This window comes from Streptomyces sp. NPDC056061, assembly GCF_042266885.1.
Classification (GTDB): domain Bacteria; phylum Actinomycetota; class Actinomycetes; order Streptomycetales; family Streptomycetaceae; genus Streptomyces.
Window position 1 is genome coordinate 115,294 of record NZ_JBHJWQ010000011.1, and the last position, 17,137, is coordinate 132,430.

Below are 17,137 nucleotides of genomic sequence, written 5' to 3' on the forward strand. Positions count from 1 at the left end.
CGCCGGTTGCGCCGACGACGTTGGACGCCGGGGAGCGGCGGCGGGCCCGCACCTTCGCCCAGGATGCGGTCCGCGACCGGTACGTTGCCGGGCACGCTGCACTGCGCCGCCTTGTTGCCGCCCGGCTCGGTGTCCCACCCCGGCAGGTGGCGCTCACTCGCGAGCCGTGCCCGGTGTGCGGCGGTCCGCACGGCCGGCCGACAGTGGCGGGAGACACACCACCATACTTCTCCCTCGCCTACAGCGGCGGCCTCTGCCTGATCGCGCTCGCCGACACACCCGTCGGCGTCGACATGGAGCGAATCCCGCCGCCCGACGTCCTGAGCGGACTCGCCGCTGACCTGCACCCGGTGGAGCGGGCCGAGCTCGCAGGCCTGCCCGAGGACGAACGGCAGCGGCCGGCCGACGGCGACGACGAGCCGGGTGTCGGCGTCGATGACGACCTGGTGGTGCGTGGAGTACCGGTAGTTCCTCGACTGCGCGGCGATGGTGTGGTCGCGGGTGGCACCAGGGTGCCGTCCACGATCAGCACGGTGTCCTTGCGGAACCGTCTGCGCGGCTGGAGCGCGAGCGACGGGCCCAGTGATCGACGATCCGGTCGACCGCCGGCTTCGACACCCCGAACAGCGGAGCCAGTTGGCGCAGGGTGAGGTTCGTGCGCCAGTACGCGGCGACCAGCAGGACCCGGTCCTCCAGCGGCAGGCTCCAGGGCCGGCCCTTGCGGACCGGGCCGGCACCCTCGCGCCGCAGCGCGCTGACCAGCTTGCCGAACTGGCGCAGGCTCAGCCCGGTGAACGGGACAATCCAGGACGGCTCCGACATCGTAATCACACCAGCCACGGCAAGATCATCTCCCCCTGACCAGCGGCTACGGGACAGTGCATAGTGAGAAGCACTGCGCCGACGGTGTCCCCGCGAGGATCCTCCGGCCTCCAAACTCGGCCAGGCCCTTCACCCTGGCTCCCGAGTTACGGTCACCGTCTCCCCACTCCGGTTGGTCCTGGAACGACAGGACCAGCTACGTCTTCCACAGCTCCGCGCTCACAAGCGAACATTACGCCTCGACTCTTCCTGTTTCACGCCCCTCTGGGGTGGCACCGAACGGAGGCACAAGTGCCTGACGACACCCAGCAGGCGATCCCAGCCGTCCCGAGTCCGGCGACCGGAGATGAACGGCAAGAGCACCACATGCACCTGCTCGGGCGGTACTACCGCCAAGTGGAAGCAGGCCGCAAGACGATCGAAGTGAGAGCGGCCACCCCGCGGAAACTCGCCGTCGCAGTCGGCGACGCGGTCGTCTTCCACGACCGGGACACCGGGCAGGAACTCGACGTCATCGTGAAGCGGATCACCCCGTACTCCTCCTTCGAGGAACTGCTCAGCTCGGAGAACCCCGCGCGCATCGACCCGGGCGGGCCGCCCGGAGAGCTTCTCGCCAACCTCCGCAGCATCTACTCGCCGGCCAAGGAAGCCCTCGGCGTCCTCGCCCTCGCATTCGACCACCGCCCTGCCCGGCCCGGCCGCCCCATGCCGATGACGCCCACGCAGTACGCACAGACCGTCCCCCACCACGCGGTGTACGGCTGCCTCTACGTCCGCGACGAGCACGACCGGCCGGTCCAGCTCCGCTCGGTCTACGGCTCGCGACTCTGGCAGTTCCCGGGCGGCAACCTCGACGCCCCGGGTGAGGACCCGCTACAGACCGCCCAGCGCGAGGCGGTCGAGGAGACCGGCCTCGAACTCGGTCTGGACACGCCGAAGCTGCTCCTGACGCACTTCCTGCACGCCGGGCCGCGCCAGCCGCTGAACAAGGTGGGGTTCATCTTCGACGGAGGCCGGCTGACCACCGACCAGCTCGGCCGGATCCGCCTCGATCCCGCCGAGCACGACATGTGGGCCGTCCACGATCTCGCGACCTGGCAGGAGCTGATGGCGCCTCGCGTCTTCGCCCGCCTCGACGCCATCGAACGAGCCCGGCGCGGCGAGGGCCCCGCCTACTTGATCACGCACACCTGAAACCCAGCCCCCCATCCAGGAGGCAACCGTGCCCGCCGAGGATGCTGGTAGGTCCAGCCATCAGAACCTGCGGAATGACCTGCGGTTGAGGTCGACACCGGACTCCTGCTCCAGTCCCGTGCCTGGATCTGATGAGGTGCCCGTCAGGGCGTGGCGCTGGTAGGGATGAGTCGGGTGCATCAGGCGAACTGGTCAGTAAGTGCGGTTGGTGGGGCGGTGGTTTACGCGTGTCGATACTCTCCAGGGCATGACATCCCAAGGGCGTAGTGCCGGAACCGTCTTGTGCATCGTCGTGGCCATGATCAGCGTGATCACGGCGGTGATCCTGTCGGCGGTCGCGTTGGACGCGGCCTCCAAGGTGGCTGATGAGCCACTGGGCGAATCCGGCGGCACGTTGATTCTTTACAAGGACCCCAACTGCGACGCCGATCGCGACGCCGCACCCACTCAGCCGTACATGAAGTGCCTCTTCGAGTACCAGTCGGCCAATCAACAGGGTGCGGCGCTCTGGGAAAGGGAGACTGCAGCACGGCAGGCCGACATCCAGGCGAAGGGCAACTTGGCGATCATCTTCGGTCTGCTCGGCGTGACCTTCGCGGTCTGCGCCGTGGTGTCCAACAGGGGCCGCCGGGCCGAGCCGCAAACCACCGAGATATGAGGCGGCCCTGCGACTGCCCCGGCGTAGTGGGGCAGTCGCAGACGGGCGTACGTGGGTCTGGGGGGAGGGGGAGATCCGACCGGCCGCAGGTGAGCGGTGGAGTGCGCACGTGCCTTGTCATGGACCGTAGCGGATGCCGGTGCGGGGTGGCGTGCGAATCGCGGTGCGGTCACCGCGGTGGCCGAGAGGTGGGATCACCGAAGGGCGCCGATGGTGGCCCGGGGCCGTTGAGGCCACCGCAATGGAGAAGGAGAACCGGCAGCTGCGGGCGCGGGTGAAGGAACTCGAGCTCGAGCGGGAGATGCTGCGGAGGGCCACGAAGTATTTTGCGGCGGAGACCAGTTGGTGAGCAGCCGCTTCCAGTTCGTCGAGGATCGACGTGGCCCCTTTGACGTCAAGCGGCTGTACCGGATACTCGCGGTCTCGCGTTCCGGCTTCTACCGGTGGCTGGCCGGCGCATCCGCGCGGGCCGGCCGGGCGAGGGCGGATGCCGAGCTCGCCGAGCACATCGTCCGGATCCATCAGGAACCGGACGGCACCTATGAGGTTCCGCGCGTCACCGCCGAGCTGAAGGAGGCCGGGAAGCCGGTCAATCACAAGCGGGTCGAGCGCGTCATGCGCACGTTCCACATCGTCGGGCTGCACCTGCGGAAGAAGGTCCGCACCACCATTCCCGAGCCGTCAGCGACACCGGTGCCGGACCTGCTCCAGCGGGACTTTGCTGCCCAGGAGCCGAACACCAGGTATGTGGGAGACACCACCTACCTCCCCATCGGAAACGGCCAATTCCTTTATCTGGCGAAGGTGTTGGACCTGTGCTCGAAACGTCTGACGGGCTGGTCGATCGCCGACCACATTGGGACCTCGCTGGTTACCGACGTGCTCAGGGCCGCAGCGGTGGCCCCCGGCCGAGACGGTCTGCGCGGGGCGATATTTCAGAGGGACGGTTCGTGAGCTGATATCCGTTTCTGGGTGAGGTTGGAGCAAGGCTGCTGGTCGTCGGCCTGGTCGGCTACTGCTCCCTGGCGAAGCCATCGGCTTCGGCTTTGGCGAGGACGTTGAATCTGCCGGAACGCCCGTCCGCATAGGATGCGCTCCACGAACTGGTCGTACGGGTGAGGGGTTGGGGACTGAAGGTGTTCGGGGGCAGAAAAAAGGAGGGCGGGCTGCCGAGGATCCCGCGGAGCGTGGATCCACGGCGAGCCCGTGCCCTGCCGGTTCCGGCCGAGGCGCAGGCCGACGCGCGCATGTTCATGCTGGGCGGCGACACCTTCCGGGCGCTCAAGGTGATCGTGGACACGGCGGGCTACGACCTACGCCAGGCCCGGGACATCGTGTATGCGCTGGTCTACGACATCGAGGTGCCGAGAGAAAACTGAGCCGAGGCGCGACGCACACGGATCCAGATGTCCTCCGTGATCGTCGAGGTGAGTCGGAGATGTGCACCGGGTTCGTCATCCGGAGCGTGACACCGCGGCCCACTGCGCGTCGTCGAAGCCGGGCTTGTGGGCACCGGCGACGTCCTCCCGCCAGAAGGCCCAGGCGGTGTTGAAGTTCAGCACACGGCGCCCGCCCTGGCCGACTGGCGAGGACGCCCCGGCGTCTCACACCATTCATGTTGTCGATCACGGACCTGCTCCTTCGATGCGTGGTCCGGCGAAAGTGAGGCGTGGTGCGACGACTACCGGACCGTACGTACCGCCGTCGCACCACACCGATCGGGTCAGGCGCAGACGGGCACCCCATGCCCCGCTACGGCAGGGTCCAGCGCTGATCCGCCGCCGTGCCGTCGCAGTCCTGGATCACCAGCTGCTGTGTCGCGTCGGATCCGGGCACCGCGAGGCACCGCCCGGACTGCTGGCCCTGGAGCGTGCCGTCGGCCTGGGGCACCCACTTCTGGTTGCCTCCGCCGTTGCACTCCCACAGTTCGACCGGGGAGCCGTTGTCGGTTCCCGCTCCGGTGACGTCCAGGCACCTGCCCGTCGAACTGCCCAGGCGTAGAAGGCCGTTACCCCACCACCACACCTGCGCGGCGGTTTCGTCGCAGTCGACGACCAGGACCCGGGTGCCGTTGAAGTCGGTGTCGTTCTCCGCTTCGAGGCAGGTGTCGGTCAGACCCGAGGTGACGGGGCCGAGGTGCTGCGGCGACGGTGCGCCCGGCGTGAGGTCGAAGTTGTCGAACTGCTGGGTCTGATAGCCCGTCACCCCGAGCCCGGCCTGGCCGCTGCTGAGCGAGTAGTCGGTCACGCTGCCGAGCTCCTTGCCGTCCACGGAGGCGGTCAGCTTCGTGTCCTGCAGGGTGAAGGCGACGGTGTGCCATGTATTCAGGCCGAGGGTGTTGGTCCGTCCCCCGGTGAGCCGGGTGAACTTCCACGTGGTGTCGCTCTTGTCGATCGACCAGGTGCCGTTGTTGCTCACGCGGAGGTGGTAAGCGTTCAGGCCGTTGTTGTTGCGGCCCTGCTGACCGACCCGGCCGAGGAGTTCCACCGTGCCCTTCTCGCTGAACAGGGCGTCCGCGGCGACGGTGTAGTTGGACCAGGACCCATCGCCCATGATCGAGTAAGGGGCGTTGTAGGGCTCGTCGGTCCACCGGATCGGGCCGGCCGGCGCCATCTGGCGCAGACAGGTGCCGGAGCGGTCGCCGGCGCACGCCGTGGTCTCGAAGGTGCCGTTCATGTCGGCGAAGTAGCGGGGGCTCTTCGAGGCGGTCGGCTTGTCGAAGCTGTCGGAGTAGGGCAGCCGCATCGGAGCCTCGGCCGGGGATGTCGCGGCGCCCTTGCCCTGACCGCTGGTCGTCGTGAGCGTGTAGACGTGGCCGGGCTCGAGAGTCAGGGAGTACGCGCCGTTCACGGGAGTGATGTCCTCGCCCCGGATGAAGTCATCCGCGGTGCTGGTCGATTTCACATCGGTGGACCAGACGTGGACCGTTCCGGTCGACAGCCCGCCCCGGACGGTGAGGTTCACCGTCTGATCCGCGGTGGCGTCCATCGTCTCGACGACGGTGGAGTAGTCGGAGCCGTCGGGCGACTTCAGCGACACGAAGCTGCCGTTGGATCGGTCACCGCCCAGATAGCCGCTCGCCGAGTCGATATAGCTCCATCCGGGCTGCGTGAACTGGGCGGTGTGCGCGGTCACCCAGGTCGTCGCGCCGATGTGGTAGGCGCCGGACCAGGGCTGGTTGGCGACGGACATGCCGTCCGTGGAGAAGTGGAGGTTCGGGTAGAGTGCGGCGATCACGGGCCAGTTGACGAACGCCGTCATCCTGCCGTCGATGTAGTCGCGGTTGATCGCACGGGCCACGGCCTCGGCTCCGCCGTCGGTGTCGAGGGACCCGTTCTCGCTGGCCCACAGCGGCTTGCCCATGGACTGGGCCACGTCGCTGGAGGGACACGAGGCGAAGGCGCTCTGGTAGCCGCAGGGGTAGTGCGATCCGATGACATCGACCGCGTCCTTGAACTCGCTGTCCTTGGCCATCGCGTCGGCGACGTCCCAGCCGAAGCTCTCGGCCGCGACGACCTTGGTGCGGAAACCCTTCGCCATGAGCGTCGACTTGAGCTGCTTGAACCAGTCGGCGTCCCAGCCCCGCTCGTTCCAGCCGCCCACGTAATCGATGGCCAGCCCGTGCTTCTTCGCGCAGCCGAACCAGGACATCAGATAGTCGATCATGTCCTGGGACCAGAAGTTGCCGTTGCCGATCCACCCCGGCGCCCCCCCAGGACAGGGCCTGCAGCTTGATGTGGGGGTTACGGGCCTTGGCCTGCTCGGCGAGCCACCACTCGTAGCCGCTGTTGCAGTCCACCTTGCCCCGGGTGTGCATATGACTGGGCTCGGCGCCGTCCGTGGAGTTGGTGTCGCCCCCCACTTCCAGCTTCAGGAACTGCAGGGACGCGCCGTAGCCCGGCTTGAAGAGGTAGTCGAGGATCCGGCTGCGCTGCGGCTCGGGGTAGTCGATCAGCAGACGCGAATTGCCACCGCCGCCGCTGATCGCGCCGACGCCGTCGAAAGTGCGGCCGGGCTGAGTGCCATCGACGATGACTGCCGTACTGGTGGCCGCGTGGGCGGGCGGTGCGCCCCAGCCCGTCACGGCACCGAGGAGCAGTGCCAGGAGCGCCGCGAACAGCGCCGGTCTCCACTTGCTTGTCCAGGTCATGTCGACTCCGAGGTGGAAGGGGAGTGCGTGATCGTTCCCACAGACACCGACTACGATGTTTGGTTGTGTTGGTTGTGGTGGATTACTGGAGGTGCAGACAACGCGATCCGCACCCGCGTCGGGCTACGAATCGCCGAAGCTCGACCCCGTCGAGTTCTATCCCTGCGACTCAGGTGCCGCCATGGAGGAATGTCGAACGACCTTGGACTTCTGGCCGCCACGTCTCCAACTCGCTGTAAAACGTGACCATTTGGGGAAAGCGATTTCTCTAGAGGTAAGCAACCAGGCCGGACGGCCGTACGGCGAAGCGGAGTCGATCTAGCCGATCTCCCGTGCCGGCCACCCACCGAGAAAGGTGCACTCGGCACCCAAACCCTTGACGTTCGACCAGCCGAACGGCTCTCATGGGCGCCGCTGTTCGATCGTGTTCTGTTCTGATTGATCATGCGGGCCGCGACGGCACAAGCACCATTCCCTCTGCCTTCAGGAGCCGTCATGGGATTCCCTCCCGCCGCCACCTCCGCCCACGGCCCCGGACGCCGCACCATCCTGCGCGGACTGGGCGGGACGGCAGCCCTGGGCGCCGACATCCCGCTGCTCGGCGCGTGCGGCGGCAGCGCCTCGGGGTCGTCCGACCCGAACACGGTCACCCTCCGGCTCCGGCGCCTCCGACGCCGTCCCGAAGAAGGCATGCGCCGATGCCTACGCCGAGTTCACCCAGCGCTCCGGCATCAAAGTCAAGGTCAACACCAAGGACCACAACGCCTTCCAGGAGCAGATCAACTCGTCTCTGCAGGGCACACCGGACGACGTGTTCGGCTGGTGTGCCGGCTACTGAACTTCGGCCTGACAGTTGTGGGGTGGTTCCGGTAGTTCTGGCCGGGTGAGATACGCGCAGGGCGGCGGGCTGACCGACGCCGGGAGGGCCGCGCGGGAGCGTGTTCGGCTTCTGGCCGTGGAACGCTTCGAGCGTGGGGCGAAGAACAGGGACATCGCCGCGGCGTTACGGGTGTCGGAGCGGTCGGTGGAGCGCTGGCGGAGGGCCCCCCGCGAGCGGGGGGCCGGAGTCCTGTCGAAGGGCTTGCCGGGGCGCCCGAGGCTGGGGCCGGCCCGGGTAGAGCGGCTGGAGCGGGAGCTGGAGCGTGGTCCACTCGCGCACGGCCGGCCGGACCAGCGGTGGACCCTGGCGAGAATCAAGACGCTGGTCGGCCGGCTGTTTCACGTCTCGTACACGGTCGAGGGCACCTGGCTGCTGCTGAAGCGGCACGGCTGGTCCTGGCAGCAGCCGTGCCGGCGGGCGGTCGAGCGGGACGACGACGCGGTGGAGCTGTGGAAGAAGTAGGTCTGGCCGCAGGTAAAAACGCAGCGGCGGCCCGGGGTGCGTGGATCGCCTTCGAGGACGAGGCCGGGCAGTCGATGACGCCGCCGCGGGCCAGAGCCTGGGGCCGGGTCGGCCGCACGCCCGTTGTGAGGGTCCGCGGCCGGGGATCTGGTCGTCTGTCCATGGTGGGTATGTGCCGCTTCAAACCCGGGTCCAGCTCGGGGTTGATCTACGGGCTGCGTGAGTACCGGGGCCGCGAGGGCGAGCCGAAGGGCTTCGGATGGCGGGACTTCTGCCGCTTCCTCGTGCGGGCCCGCATCCAGCTCGGCGGCCCGATCGTGCTGGTCCGGGACAACGTCCGTCTGCATCTCACATGCGGCATGCGGGAGTTCATCGACCGGAACTCCGACTGGCTGACATCACGAATTCAAGTTCAGTACTTTCCGGGTACCAGAAACACCTTTCCCTGCCTGCCCTTCTGTTCTGCTTGAGCGACGGCTTCACCGATCGCGTCGAGAGAATACTTGCGCCCGGGAGCGGTTTCGATGACTCCCTCTCGCATAAGCGCCACAATGTCTTCCCCCAGCTGCCGTCGTTCTGTGTCCGTGAGCCTCGGAAGCCAGTAGCCGAGCCAGTAGACCTCCACAATACGGCGGCCTGCCAGGATGTAACGCGGATCCTCACCGACGCGGATCGGCTCGCCCGTCAGGGAGCCGTACACCAGCATCCGCCCGTCCTCGTGGAGCGCCTTGAAAATCTGCGTTCCGGTTTCTCCGGCCACCGGATCGATGGCGTACTTCACGCCTTCGGGCCCAACGATCTTGCGGACTTGTTCATCGATCGGCCCCTCTGTGGACACGATGACGGCGTCGGCTCCGAGGGCTTCCAACTCGGCCACTGATTCGCGCCTGCGAACGACGTTGAGAGTGCGGATACCGTCGCCCGTTCCCTTGTCTCAATGGCTCGCGGTCCACGGGGCACTCAGCCGCCTGGCACAACCGGAGGAGATCGCCGCAGGCTACGCCTTCCTCGCCTCCGACGACGCCGCCTATATGACCGGCCGCACCCTGCCCGTCGACGGCGGCTTCTTCTGACTGATCGTTTCAAGATGAATTGGGCACCGACCGGCTCGGCGCTCCGCTCGCCATCACGCCGACCGGTGGGTACCGCTACGACGTCACGCGGCTCCCGCCACTCCTGGAGGCCCCGTATCCGGCTGAAAGGCAGGCGGTGACCGGTACGCCCTGGCCGTTCGAAGGCTCCGCCGGTTCCCGGAAACGCAGCGCGTGCGACACGTCGACCGGAAGGAGCATCGCATGTCGGCCTTCGAACGGATCACACCGGTGACCGGCGCACCGTGCTGGGTGAACCTGATGGCACCCGATCTGCCTGCCGCACAGTCCTCTACGCGCCGGTCACGGAATGGGGCTTCCGTGACAGCGGCCTCGGCGGCGATTTCTCGGTGGCCACGGCGCACGCCAAGCCTGTTGCCGGGGGCGAGTCCTCACCGGTTGCCTCCTCGCACACCGGTTCCTCGAAGACCGCGTATGTCATTCGCGACCCGGACGGCGGCCTCTTCACCGTGTCCGAGGTATAGCGAAGGCAGAGGCACAGCGAACGGCCCCGCCCTCCGCCGGGCACGGCCGTGCGGGCCCGAACCGGCCGCGCGTCCCGTCGCAGACCGGTGAAACCGTCCCACTGTCCGTGCCTGCTGCCGCGTCCGCCACAGCTGCGCCACGGTGGACGGTGCTGTCGGCTGTCGGCTGTCGGAGGCTGATGTGATCATGCTCGTCCGGATCAACGAAGGCACGTGGCGGGCCGCGCGTGGACGCCGCCCGCGCCCACGCCGGGGCCGGGGACGAGAGCACCCTGCTGTTACGTCACCGGCGACCAGGTCGCCGAAGCGGCCCACGGTGCGTTCGTCGGCCCGCTCGGCCGCGGTCATCCCGAGCGCGACCCCGGCGGCCGGGTGACGGCCCTGTCCGCGAGCGCCGTGCCGTCGGTGCGGGACAGGACCAGCCACTCGTCGGGGCCGAGCAGCAGCGCGGCGACGGCGCGGTTGGAGTGGCCTTGCACCCTCAGCTCCAGCACCTCGTACTCGCGCGGCGTGCGGGTGTCCACCCGGCCGCTCTGTCCACCACACATCAGCTGGGTGGCCACCCCCGGGGCGAGCGCCGCGCCCCCGTCGCATGAACAGCCCAACGCCCCACCGCCACATGGGAAACGGTCCAAGAACTCACATCAGCGTGCCGCCGGGGGCCGTGCTCTCGCGGGCGGGTCGGGACGAGGGTGGTGCCGCGGGTCGGACCTCACCGACGCGGCCGGCAAGCTGGTGAAGCAGGCCCCGGTCAAAGTCGTCGATGGCAAGGCGGCGTTCACCGTTCCCGCGCAGTCGGTGACCTCGTTCGCCATCAAGGGTGTCTGCGGCGTCGCGAAGAACGCGAGCCTGCTCGGCACGGGCAAGTCGTACACGATGACTGGTGTTCAGAGCGGCAGGACGGTGACCGTCTGCGCAAACGGCACGAACCTTTGATGTCCCGTACACCCCACGGACGGCAACCAGGACAGACGATCCGGAGGCGGGCACGCGGCCGGGAGGAAGGCGAACCGCGGCTTCGGACGGACGCTGTCGTGGGCGCGGATCAGGGAACGACGGCGAGCGCGGGTGCGGGTCTCGCGCGACAGCGCGAGCATAGGAGGGGCCGCGTCGCCGGGGCCGACGACAGGAAGGCATCCGATGCAGCCGAGCAAAGCGGTAAGGGTTGTGATCATCGGGGGGTCCGTCGCAGGTCTCGCGGCAGCCCACGAGCTGCGGGCCGTGGGGGCCGAGGCCGCCGTGTACGAGCGTTCCGCAGGCAGGATGCAGGCCCGTGGCGCCGGGGTCGTCATGCAACCCGAGGTGGAGGCACTGCTCGTTCGTCTGGGCATGTCGGCGCGGGCGGTGAGCGTGGAGCTGCGGGAACGCCAACAGCTCCACCTCCACGGCAGGGCCACCCGGTACGAGGCACCCCAGCTCATGACCGCGTGGGACACCCTCTACCGGGCGCTGCGGGAACCCCTCACCGGGGTCTGCTACCGCCTGGACAGCGCCCTGAGACGGGTCCGGGCGGAGGGCTCCGCCGTCACGGCCGAGTTCGCGGACGGGCACACGACGCAGGGCCACTTCCTGGCGGGTGCCGACAGAATCGGCTCGGCGACGCGCCGACTGCTCGATCCCGCCGCCCGCCCCTCGTACGCCGGCTACGTGGCCTGGCGAGGCTTGGAGCCGGAATCCGCCCTGCCCAGCGATCTGCTGGAGCTGCTGGCAGGCCGGTTCACGTTCTTCGGCTCGGACGGCCTGCAGATGCTGTGCTACCTCGTCCCGGGCCCCGACGGTGAGCTGACAGAGGGCTCCAGACGCGTCAACTGGGTGTGGTACATGAACGTGCCCGAACGCGATCTGCAGAGGCTGCTCGCGAGCCGGTCCGGGAAGCCGTACACGACGTTCCTGCCGCCCGGAGAGATGCTGCCGCGGACCGCGGCGGAACTCTCCGCCACGGCGGACGCATCGCTTCCACCGCAGTTCGCGCAACTCGTACGGTGCTCGGACGTCTTCATGCAGCCGGTCTTCGACCTGACGCCTCACCGGATGGTCGCCGACCACGTGGCTCTGATCGGTGACGCTGCCGGAACGGTCCGTCCTCATACGGCCTCCGGGACCTCCAAGGCATTCGCCGACGCGGCCGGGCTCGCGGCGGCACTGGGCGGATGGTCACCTGGCCAAGACCTGCCGGCGGGGCGGCTCGCGGACTGGGAACGCGAGAGGCTCCTCCACCTGGTAGCCCTGTCGCGGGCCGGGGTCGATTTGGCGAACCGGTCATCACTCGGGACTGCCGACAGCCGGCGCTTCTTCGTCTCTGCGTGACTCGTCCGTACCGGTGCTGTGGGGCCGTGTCGCAGGCAGGCCGCACGTCGGCCGCCACCAGCGGCCGCCAGGACCTGCTGGTGGAGGTCCGGCCGGGCGTCCGTCTCTCCCAGCCGCGCTCCCCCTTGTCGGGCCACACACCGGTGGCGATGTCGTGGTCCACCGCCCGTACGACATCGACATGCACTCGCTGCGAGTCCATGGCGGCGCTGCTGCGGTCAATCAGTCCGTGGGTGCTGCTCGTCTCCGGCGAGCGTTCGAGCGTACAGTTGATCACCAAGCACGCAGGTCGTCGTACCGGGCCGGCGGTGCGTCAGTTGCAGGCGACGAAACAGTCATACGGTCCTCCCCGAGCCCTGCCCCCGCACCGTGCGCGGCGGCGCATCCACATCCGGCTCCAGCGGGGCGGCAGGCCCGATTTGGCGGGGCCACGACTGCCGGCGGTGACGGCGCCCACGCTGCTGATCGTCGGGGGCCATGACCAGCTGGTGCTCGACCTCAACCGCGAGGCACAACTCGATCTCTTCCTCCTTGGTGAGCGGGTCGAACAGCAGGGTGCCCAGCCCGGCCCGATTCAGTCCGGCGGCCACGAACCGGTTGCGCGGGCTGTGCCGACCGCTGCCACTGCCATGCGCGAACACCACGATTTCGCTCGCGCCCTCGGGCACCGTCAATTGCCCGCGCGGCACCACCGCACCAGCCTGCACGGCGCTGGGAGCGGCGGTCGCGCCAACCTACGCAAGGTCCGGACCATACTCGGACCAAGGTCCACCCATGCCCCTCCGCATGGCACATTTGCGCTGGTCAGAGCCAAGCGGGCGGTGTACCGCCAGCAGACGAAGAATCTTCTGGTGCCGTATCTCGCCGAAGAGGCTCGGCTTCTTCCGGAGGCTCGAACAAGGGCGCCTGACCTGGGCTTTCTGCCCGGCAGGCGCCCCAACGGCGTTCCTCTCGGGCGGCCAGGAGAAATTCCCCCCTTGCTCCTGATTCCCCGCCCATCTCGCACCCGCGGCCGACTGTCGGCACAAGCTCCCGCAGCCTTGCGAAAGGGCTTCGGCCGCTCGGGCGGGCAATACTGATCGTGACAGTCGTCGCGCCGTCGGGCCGGCCTCGGGTGCGGGCCCGGTCGGTGGGGCGCACCGCTGTCGATGTCTCCGAGGGGAGCCACTCATGACCACGGCGAAAGACCTGTTCATCGTCGCCATGGGCCTGAACCGTTCCGTGGGGCAGGGCGATCTGTCCCTCGCGCTCGCGGGAGCCGAGCTGATCGATCTCATCGGTGCGGATGCGGTCACCGTGGACGGAGACCGCATCGTGCCGGGTGGACCGCCGACACTGGACGATCGGTTCGTGGGCGAGGCTGCGGCAGGGCTCACTCGGCAGGCACCCTACGAGCGGATCGAGGACTGGCTGTGGCGCCGGGGCCGAGACCTCTCGGCCGCGTACCAGGCCGCATTGGAGGAGAACGGTGAGCTGAAGCCGCAGCGAAGCGGTCGGCTGCCCTTCGGCTCGGAACGCGTGGAACCCGTCGACACCCCCGCGCGCCGCCGTGCAACCGAACGCTGGGAGGAGAAGGAACCCGTCCTGGCCGCCCTCGCCTCCGCCGTGGGCATCTCCGACGAAGGAGGCGACGATGAGACCGGCCTCGATGACGAGGCGGTGACGACCGTGGTGGCCGCCGTCCACGACGCGGTGATGGAACTGGAGGCCGTACGCCAGAGGCGGAACATCGAGAAAACGGCCTTCGCCAACCTCTGGCGCGGACCGTGAGCCGAGCCCGCCTTCGGGGGCGCGGTCGAGTCCGACGGCGACGGTGAACTGTCGCAGCGGTTCCGCGGTCCGGGTCCGGGGCGGACATCACCTCCGTCCACCCGGAGCCCGCACGGATCGGGTCCGTGTTCACCGCAGCGGGAACCGCACTGCTGCCGGACGCGTGCCCTGCTGGGCCGGGGCGACCAGGGCCCATGCGGGATGTCACTCCCGTGCCGCGCCCACGTCACCCGCTTGGATGCCGATGTATGGCCCGTTCGGTCTACCACGTGAACGCTGAGATGACGTAGGCCCCTCTTGAGAGCGAGGTCGGCATGACAGTACCCGCGATACGCCGCTCACTGTTCCGAAGCAGAGCGCTGCACGTGGCCACGGCAGGATGCGCGGTAGCCGCCCTGTCCGCGCTGACCGCGATCCCGGTGGCAGCGGACGACGGTGCGAACGCCCCCAAGCCGACCGTCGTCCTGGTCCACGGCGCCTTCGCGGACAGCTCCAGCTGGAACGGGGTGATCGAGCGGCTGCAGCGCCGCGGTTACACCGTGATGGCCCCTGCCAACCCGCTGCGCGGCCTGTACAGCGATTCCGCATACATCGCCTCCGTCCTGAAGACGGTCAAAGGCCCGATCGTCCTGGCCGGTCACTCCTACGGCGGTGCCGTCATCAGTACTGCCGCGGCGAGAAACTCCCAGGTCAAAGCCCTGATCTACATCAACGCACAAATGCCCGACGTCGGTGAGAGCGGTATGTCGCTGTCCGCCCGCTTCCCCAGCGCCCTGGGCACCGCCACGACCTCCGTGCCGTATCGGACAGCCGACGGCGGCGGCACCGACCTGTACCTCAAGCGGGACAAGGTCCACCCGGTCTTCGCCAATTGCCTGCCGGAGAACCGGGCGGACCTGTTGGGTGTCACCCAGCGCCCGGCGGCCACGACCGCGTTCTCCGAGACGGCCAAGGTGGCGGCCTGGAAGGAGATTCCGTCCTGGGCCCTGGTGGGACGGCAGGACATGACCATCAGCCCCCAGCAGCAGCGCTTCGAGGCCGAACGCGCCCACTCCCACACGCAGGAGATCGACTCCTGCCACGTGTCCCTCATCGCCCGCCCCGACGCCGTGGCCGACCTCATCCTCCAGGGTGCCACCGCGGCTGCGGGCGGCTCCTGACGTCGATGCAGCCGTCACGCCGGTCTCCTCGACCGCCTCGGCGAACTCGGCCTTGAGCCGCTCCCGCTCGTCCCAGGGGCCACCTGAGGCCACGCGCTCGCCGACACGCTTCTTGAGCTCGGTCAGCGGTTCACCGGTCACCACGTAGGCCCGCCATGTCCGGCGGTTCGATCCGGACGGCGCCCAGGCCGCGGCGGTCAGTACCGGAGGACCAGGGCCGGATCCCCGTCCGACCCGGGCCGTCGAACCCGGCGGGCGCGACGAAGCCGGCTGCCGGGCCGGGAAACAGGACACGCGAGAGGTGGTGAAGTCAGGAGAGCCAGTCGGCGTAGCGAGTGGCGGCGAGGTGGGCGTCCTTGTCGGTGAGGACGTCACCCTTGACGGCGGCGAACATGCCGGCGGTGGGATCGGTGACGACGGTACGGTGGTCGCCCTTGTGGGACAGGGTGATCCGGCCCAGCTCGTCCAGGGCGAAGATCTCGGGGCCCGCGATGTTGCGGATGCCGTTCAGCGGGGCGCCCGCGGCGACCTCCGCCACCGCGGCGGCCACGTCCTTGGAGGCGATCGGCTGGATTGGCGTGGCGGGCAGCCGGACGGTGCTGTCGTCGGCGGTCCAGGACAGGACGGCGTCCATGAACTCCATGAACTGCGTCGCCCGGACGATCGAGTAGGGAATCGCCCCGGAGGCGAGGAGATTCTCCTGGAGCGCCTTGGCCCGGTAGTAGTCCAGCTCCGGCACCTGGTCCGTGCCGACGATCGAAAGGATGACGACGTGGCCGACGCCGCCCTTGCGGGCCGCGGCCAGGAGGTTGTCCATCGAGGTCCGGAAGAAGGCCGGGGAGGCTTCGTCGAAGGTCGGGGAGTTCGTCAGGTTGACGACGACATCGGCTCCCGCCACCGCCTCGTCCAAGTCCCTGGCCGCTGATGACGTCGACGCCGGTGGACTTCGAGTGCGGTACGGCCTCGTGCCCGGCGGCGGCCAGGTTCTTGACGACCTGGGACCCGATCAGTCCGGTACCGCCGATGACTGCGATCTTCATGGAATACCTTTCATGGGGGTTACGTGCAGAATGTGACACATATTTCCTTACATGGATGGGGCAAGGAACTGCCTCTTGATCGGCTGAGGAGGGGCGGCGTCAGCTGCCCCCCGCCGGGGGCCTTGGCAAAGGCGCCGTCCACGGCGATTCGGTCCAGGACGAGACCGGCGATGCGGTCATGGGCAGACAGTGCGATCTGCTCCGGCCGGGCGAACAGCCCCGGCGTCTTCCTGCTCCCCCACTGGCCACGTCCTCGCGCGGGTTCACAAGCGCCAGGATCAGCGGCCGGTGGGGCGTTGCCCCCGAACAGCACCCCGGTGGTGTCCATGCGCGACAGCATCGCGTGCCGCCGCCCGGCTGTGGCTGCCGCTCTTGGCCCTCGGCCGGTGGATCACCCGCTGCGGCCGGGGTGCGGGTCGGGCCACGCGGCCCGCAGCAGGGCGGTCTCGGACGGGGAGAGCAGGCGATGGCCGAGAACGACGTCGTCCTGATCGAAAGCCCACTTCCCGTAGAGCAGGACCGCCATGCCGTGCTCGTCGTCGGTGCACACCGCCCAGCACCCGACGTCGCTCTGCATCGACCAGCAGTAGTAGCGCAGCCTGCCAGAAGCGGCCTGAATGGACGTCACCCCGGCTCCGTCCGGAGGGAGCAATTCTTCCCATGCCCCGGCAGTCGAGGGCGGGAATCTGTCTGCGGCGTCGACAAGTTTCACGACCTCCTCCACTCGGACTCGCAACCAGACGTACCCGCTTCCCCGGACGAGCACGGCAAGGGGCGTGCAAGCGGTCATCGCGCAGTCCCGCATCAGCTCCGGGTATTCGTCCAGCCCGTTCAGCGCGGCGAGAGCAGGCTCGAACAGAGCCCAGAACGGGACTCGACCATCGGCGAGGAAGGGCCCGTGCACCCTGACCACGCGCTCCTCGCCGGGCAGCGGCAGCGACTGGGTCCTGAGGAACGGCTCGTGCAAGTCCTGCGGCAGGCTGTCAGGAGTGACGTCCGCCCACTCCACGCGTGTTGTGCCGGCCAGCGCGGCCCAGCGCGGCGCAGGACTCTCCGACCAGGCGGGGCGGGCGCGCCGCGAACACGTCGGGCACGGCACGGCGACGGTGATCGGCATC

Annotated in this window: 12 protein-coding genes and 10 pseudogenes; 12 read left to right on the plus strand and 10 right to left on the minus strand. The window is 68.7% G+C overall.

Annotated elements, in window-relative coordinates; genetic code table 11:
- Positions 1–392 precede the first annotated feature (392 nt).
- Positions 393–840: pseudogene (locus ACFC79_RS18045) on the minus strand (transposase family protein); the annotation flags it as partial.
- A gap of 348 nt (positions 841–1,188) precedes the next feature.
- Here ACFC79_RS18045 and ACFC79_RS18050 point away from each other — a divergent pair.
- The 4 genes and pseudogenes from ACFC79_RS18050 to ACFC79_RS18065 all read left to right on the plus strand — a co-directional run bounded on the left by ACFC79_RS18050 (position 1,189) and on the right by ACFC79_RS18065 (position 4,053).
- Positions 1,189–2,016, plus strand: coding sequence for an NUDIX domain-containing protein (locus tag ACFC79_RS18050; protein WP_376241172.1), 828 nt, complete (start codon positions 1,189–1,191; stop codon positions 2,014–2,016).
- Positions 2,017–2,314: 298 nt separating this feature from the next.
- A complete protein-coding gene (locus ACFC79_RS18055; RefSeq protein WP_376241174.1) occupies positions 2,315–2,674 on the plus strand; it encodes a hypothetical protein in 360 nt (119 codons plus the stop codon).
- A 235-nt stretch (positions 2,675–2,909) separates the two neighbouring features.
- A pseudogene (locus ACFC79_RS18060) lies at positions 2,910–3,619 on the plus strand (IS3 family transposase); the annotation flags it as partial.
- A 242-nt stretch (positions 3,620–3,861) separates the two neighbouring features.
- Positions 3,862–4,053: a hypothetical protein gene (locus tag ACFC79_RS18065; RefSeq protein WP_376241176.1), complete on the plus strand. Its 192-nt coding sequence runs from the start codon at positions 3,862–3,864 to the stop codon at positions 4,051–4,053.
- Positions 4,054–4,426: 373 nt separating this feature from the next.
- Here the strand turns inward: ACFC79_RS18065 and ACFC79_RS18070 are convergent, their stop codons facing one another.
- Complete coding sequence (locus tag ACFC79_RS18070) at positions 4,427–6,340, minus strand: ricin-type beta-trefoil lectin domain protein (protein ID WP_376241178.1); 1,914 nt, start codon at positions 6,338–6,340, stop codon at positions 4,427–4,429.
- A 100-nt stretch (positions 6,341–6,440) separates the two neighbouring features.
- A pseudogene (locus ACFC79_RS18075) lies at positions 6,441–6,824 on the minus strand (galactosylceramidase); the annotation flags it as partial.
- Between the two features lie 495 nt (positions 6,825–7,319).
- On the opposite strand from ACFC79_RS18075, the pseudogene ACFC79_RS18080 reads away from it, so the two are divergent.
- Together ACFC79_RS18080 and ACFC79_RS18085 are read left to right on the plus strand one after the other, a co-directional pair.
- Positions 7,320–7,659: pseudogene (locus ACFC79_RS18080) on the plus strand (carbohydrate ABC transporter substrate-binding protein); the annotation flags it as partial.
- A 48-nt stretch (positions 7,660–7,707) separates the two neighbouring features.
- A pseudogene (locus ACFC79_RS18085) lies at positions 7,708–8,244 on the plus strand (winged helix-turn-helix domain-containing protein).
- 334 nt (positions 8,245–8,578) lie between these two features.
- Here ACFC79_RS18085 and ACFC79_RS18090 read toward each other — a convergent pair.
- Complete coding sequence (locus ACFC79_RS18090; protein ID WP_376241323.1) at positions 8,579–9,079, minus strand: zinc-binding dehydrogenase; 501 nt, start codon at positions 9,077–9,079, stop codon at positions 8,579–8,581.
- Here ACFC79_RS18090 and ACFC79_RS18095 point away from each other — a divergent pair.
- Complete coding sequence (locus ACFC79_RS18095; RefSeq protein ID WP_376241180.1) at positions 9,006–9,239, plus strand: SDR family oxidoreductase; 234 nt, start codon at positions 9,006–9,008, stop codon at positions 9,237–9,239. The genes ACFC79_RS18090 and ACFC79_RS18095 overlap by 74 nt on opposite strands.
- An 847-nt stretch (positions 9,240–10,086) precedes the next feature.
- On the opposite strand, the gene ACFC79_RS18100 is transcribed toward ACFC79_RS18095, so the two are convergent.
- Entirely contained in the window at positions 10,087–10,305 is a 219-nt protein-coding gene (locus tag ACFC79_RS18100) for a hypothetical protein (protein ID WP_376241182.1), read from the minus strand.
- Positions 10,306–10,477: 172 nt separating this feature from the next.
- On the opposite strand from ACFC79_RS18100, the gene ACFC79_RS18105 reads away from it, so the two are divergent.
- From ACFC79_RS18105 to ACFC79_RS18115, 3 genes and pseudogenes are all read left to right on the plus strand, one after another.
- Positions 10,478–10,678, plus strand: a complete 201-nt coding sequence (locus tag ACFC79_RS18105) for a hypothetical protein (RefSeq protein WP_376241184.1) — start codon at positions 10,478–10,480, stop codon at positions 10,676–10,678.
- A gap of 204 nt (positions 10,679–10,882) precedes the next feature.
- Positions 10,883–12,049: an FAD-dependent monooxygenase gene (locus ACFC79_RS18110; RefSeq protein WP_376241186.1), complete on the plus strand. Its 1,167-nt coding sequence runs from the start codon at positions 10,883–10,885 to the stop codon at positions 12,047–12,049.
- Between the two features lie 395 nt (positions 12,050–12,444).
- Positions 12,445–12,573 (plus strand): annotated as a pseudogene (locus ACFC79_RS18115) (phosphoribosyltransferase); the annotation flags it as partial.
- Here the strand turns inward: ACFC79_RS18115 and ACFC79_RS18120 are convergent.
- A pseudogene (locus ACFC79_RS18120) lies at positions 12,574–12,759 on the minus strand (phosphoribosyltransferase); the annotation flags it as partial.
- A 460-nt stretch (positions 12,760–13,219) separates the two neighbouring features.
- Here ACFC79_RS18120 and ACFC79_RS18125 point away from each other — a divergent pair.
- A complete protein-coding gene (locus tag ACFC79_RS18125) occupies positions 13,220–13,819 on the plus strand; it encodes a GPP34 family phosphoprotein (protein ID WP_376241188.1) in 600 nt (199 codons plus the stop codon).
- Positions 13,820–14,133: 314 nt separating this feature from the next.
- On the plus strand, positions 14,134–14,979 hold the full coding sequence (locus ACFC79_RS18130; protein ID WP_376241190.1) for an alpha/beta fold hydrolase: 846 nt from the start codon (positions 14,134–14,136) through the stop codon (positions 14,977–14,979).
- A 15-nt stretch (positions 14,980–14,994) separates the two neighbouring features.
- On the opposite strand, the pseudogene ACFC79_RS18135 reads toward ACFC79_RS18130, so the two are convergent.
- The 4 genes and pseudogenes from ACFC79_RS18135 to ACFC79_RS18150 form a co-directional block, all read right to left on the minus strand.
- Positions 14,995–15,354 (minus strand): annotated as a pseudogene (locus ACFC79_RS18135) (nitroreductase family protein); the annotation flags it as partial.
- A pseudogene (locus tag ACFC79_RS18140) lies at positions 15,290–16,019 on the minus strand (SDR family oxidoreductase). The pseudogenes ACFC79_RS18135 and ACFC79_RS18140, both read right to left, overlap by 65 nt.
- A 103-nt stretch (positions 16,020–16,122) precedes the next feature.
- A pseudogene (locus tag ACFC79_RS18145) lies at positions 16,123–16,239 on the minus strand (IS5/IS1182 family transposase); the annotation flags it as partial.
- 171 nt (positions 16,240–16,410) lie between these two features.
- Positions 16,411–17,136: a hypothetical protein gene (locus ACFC79_RS18150; RefSeq protein WP_376241192.1), complete on the minus strand. Its 726-nt coding sequence runs from the start codon at positions 17,134–17,136 to the stop codon at positions 16,411–16,413.
- Position 17,137: the final 1 nt, after the last annotated feature.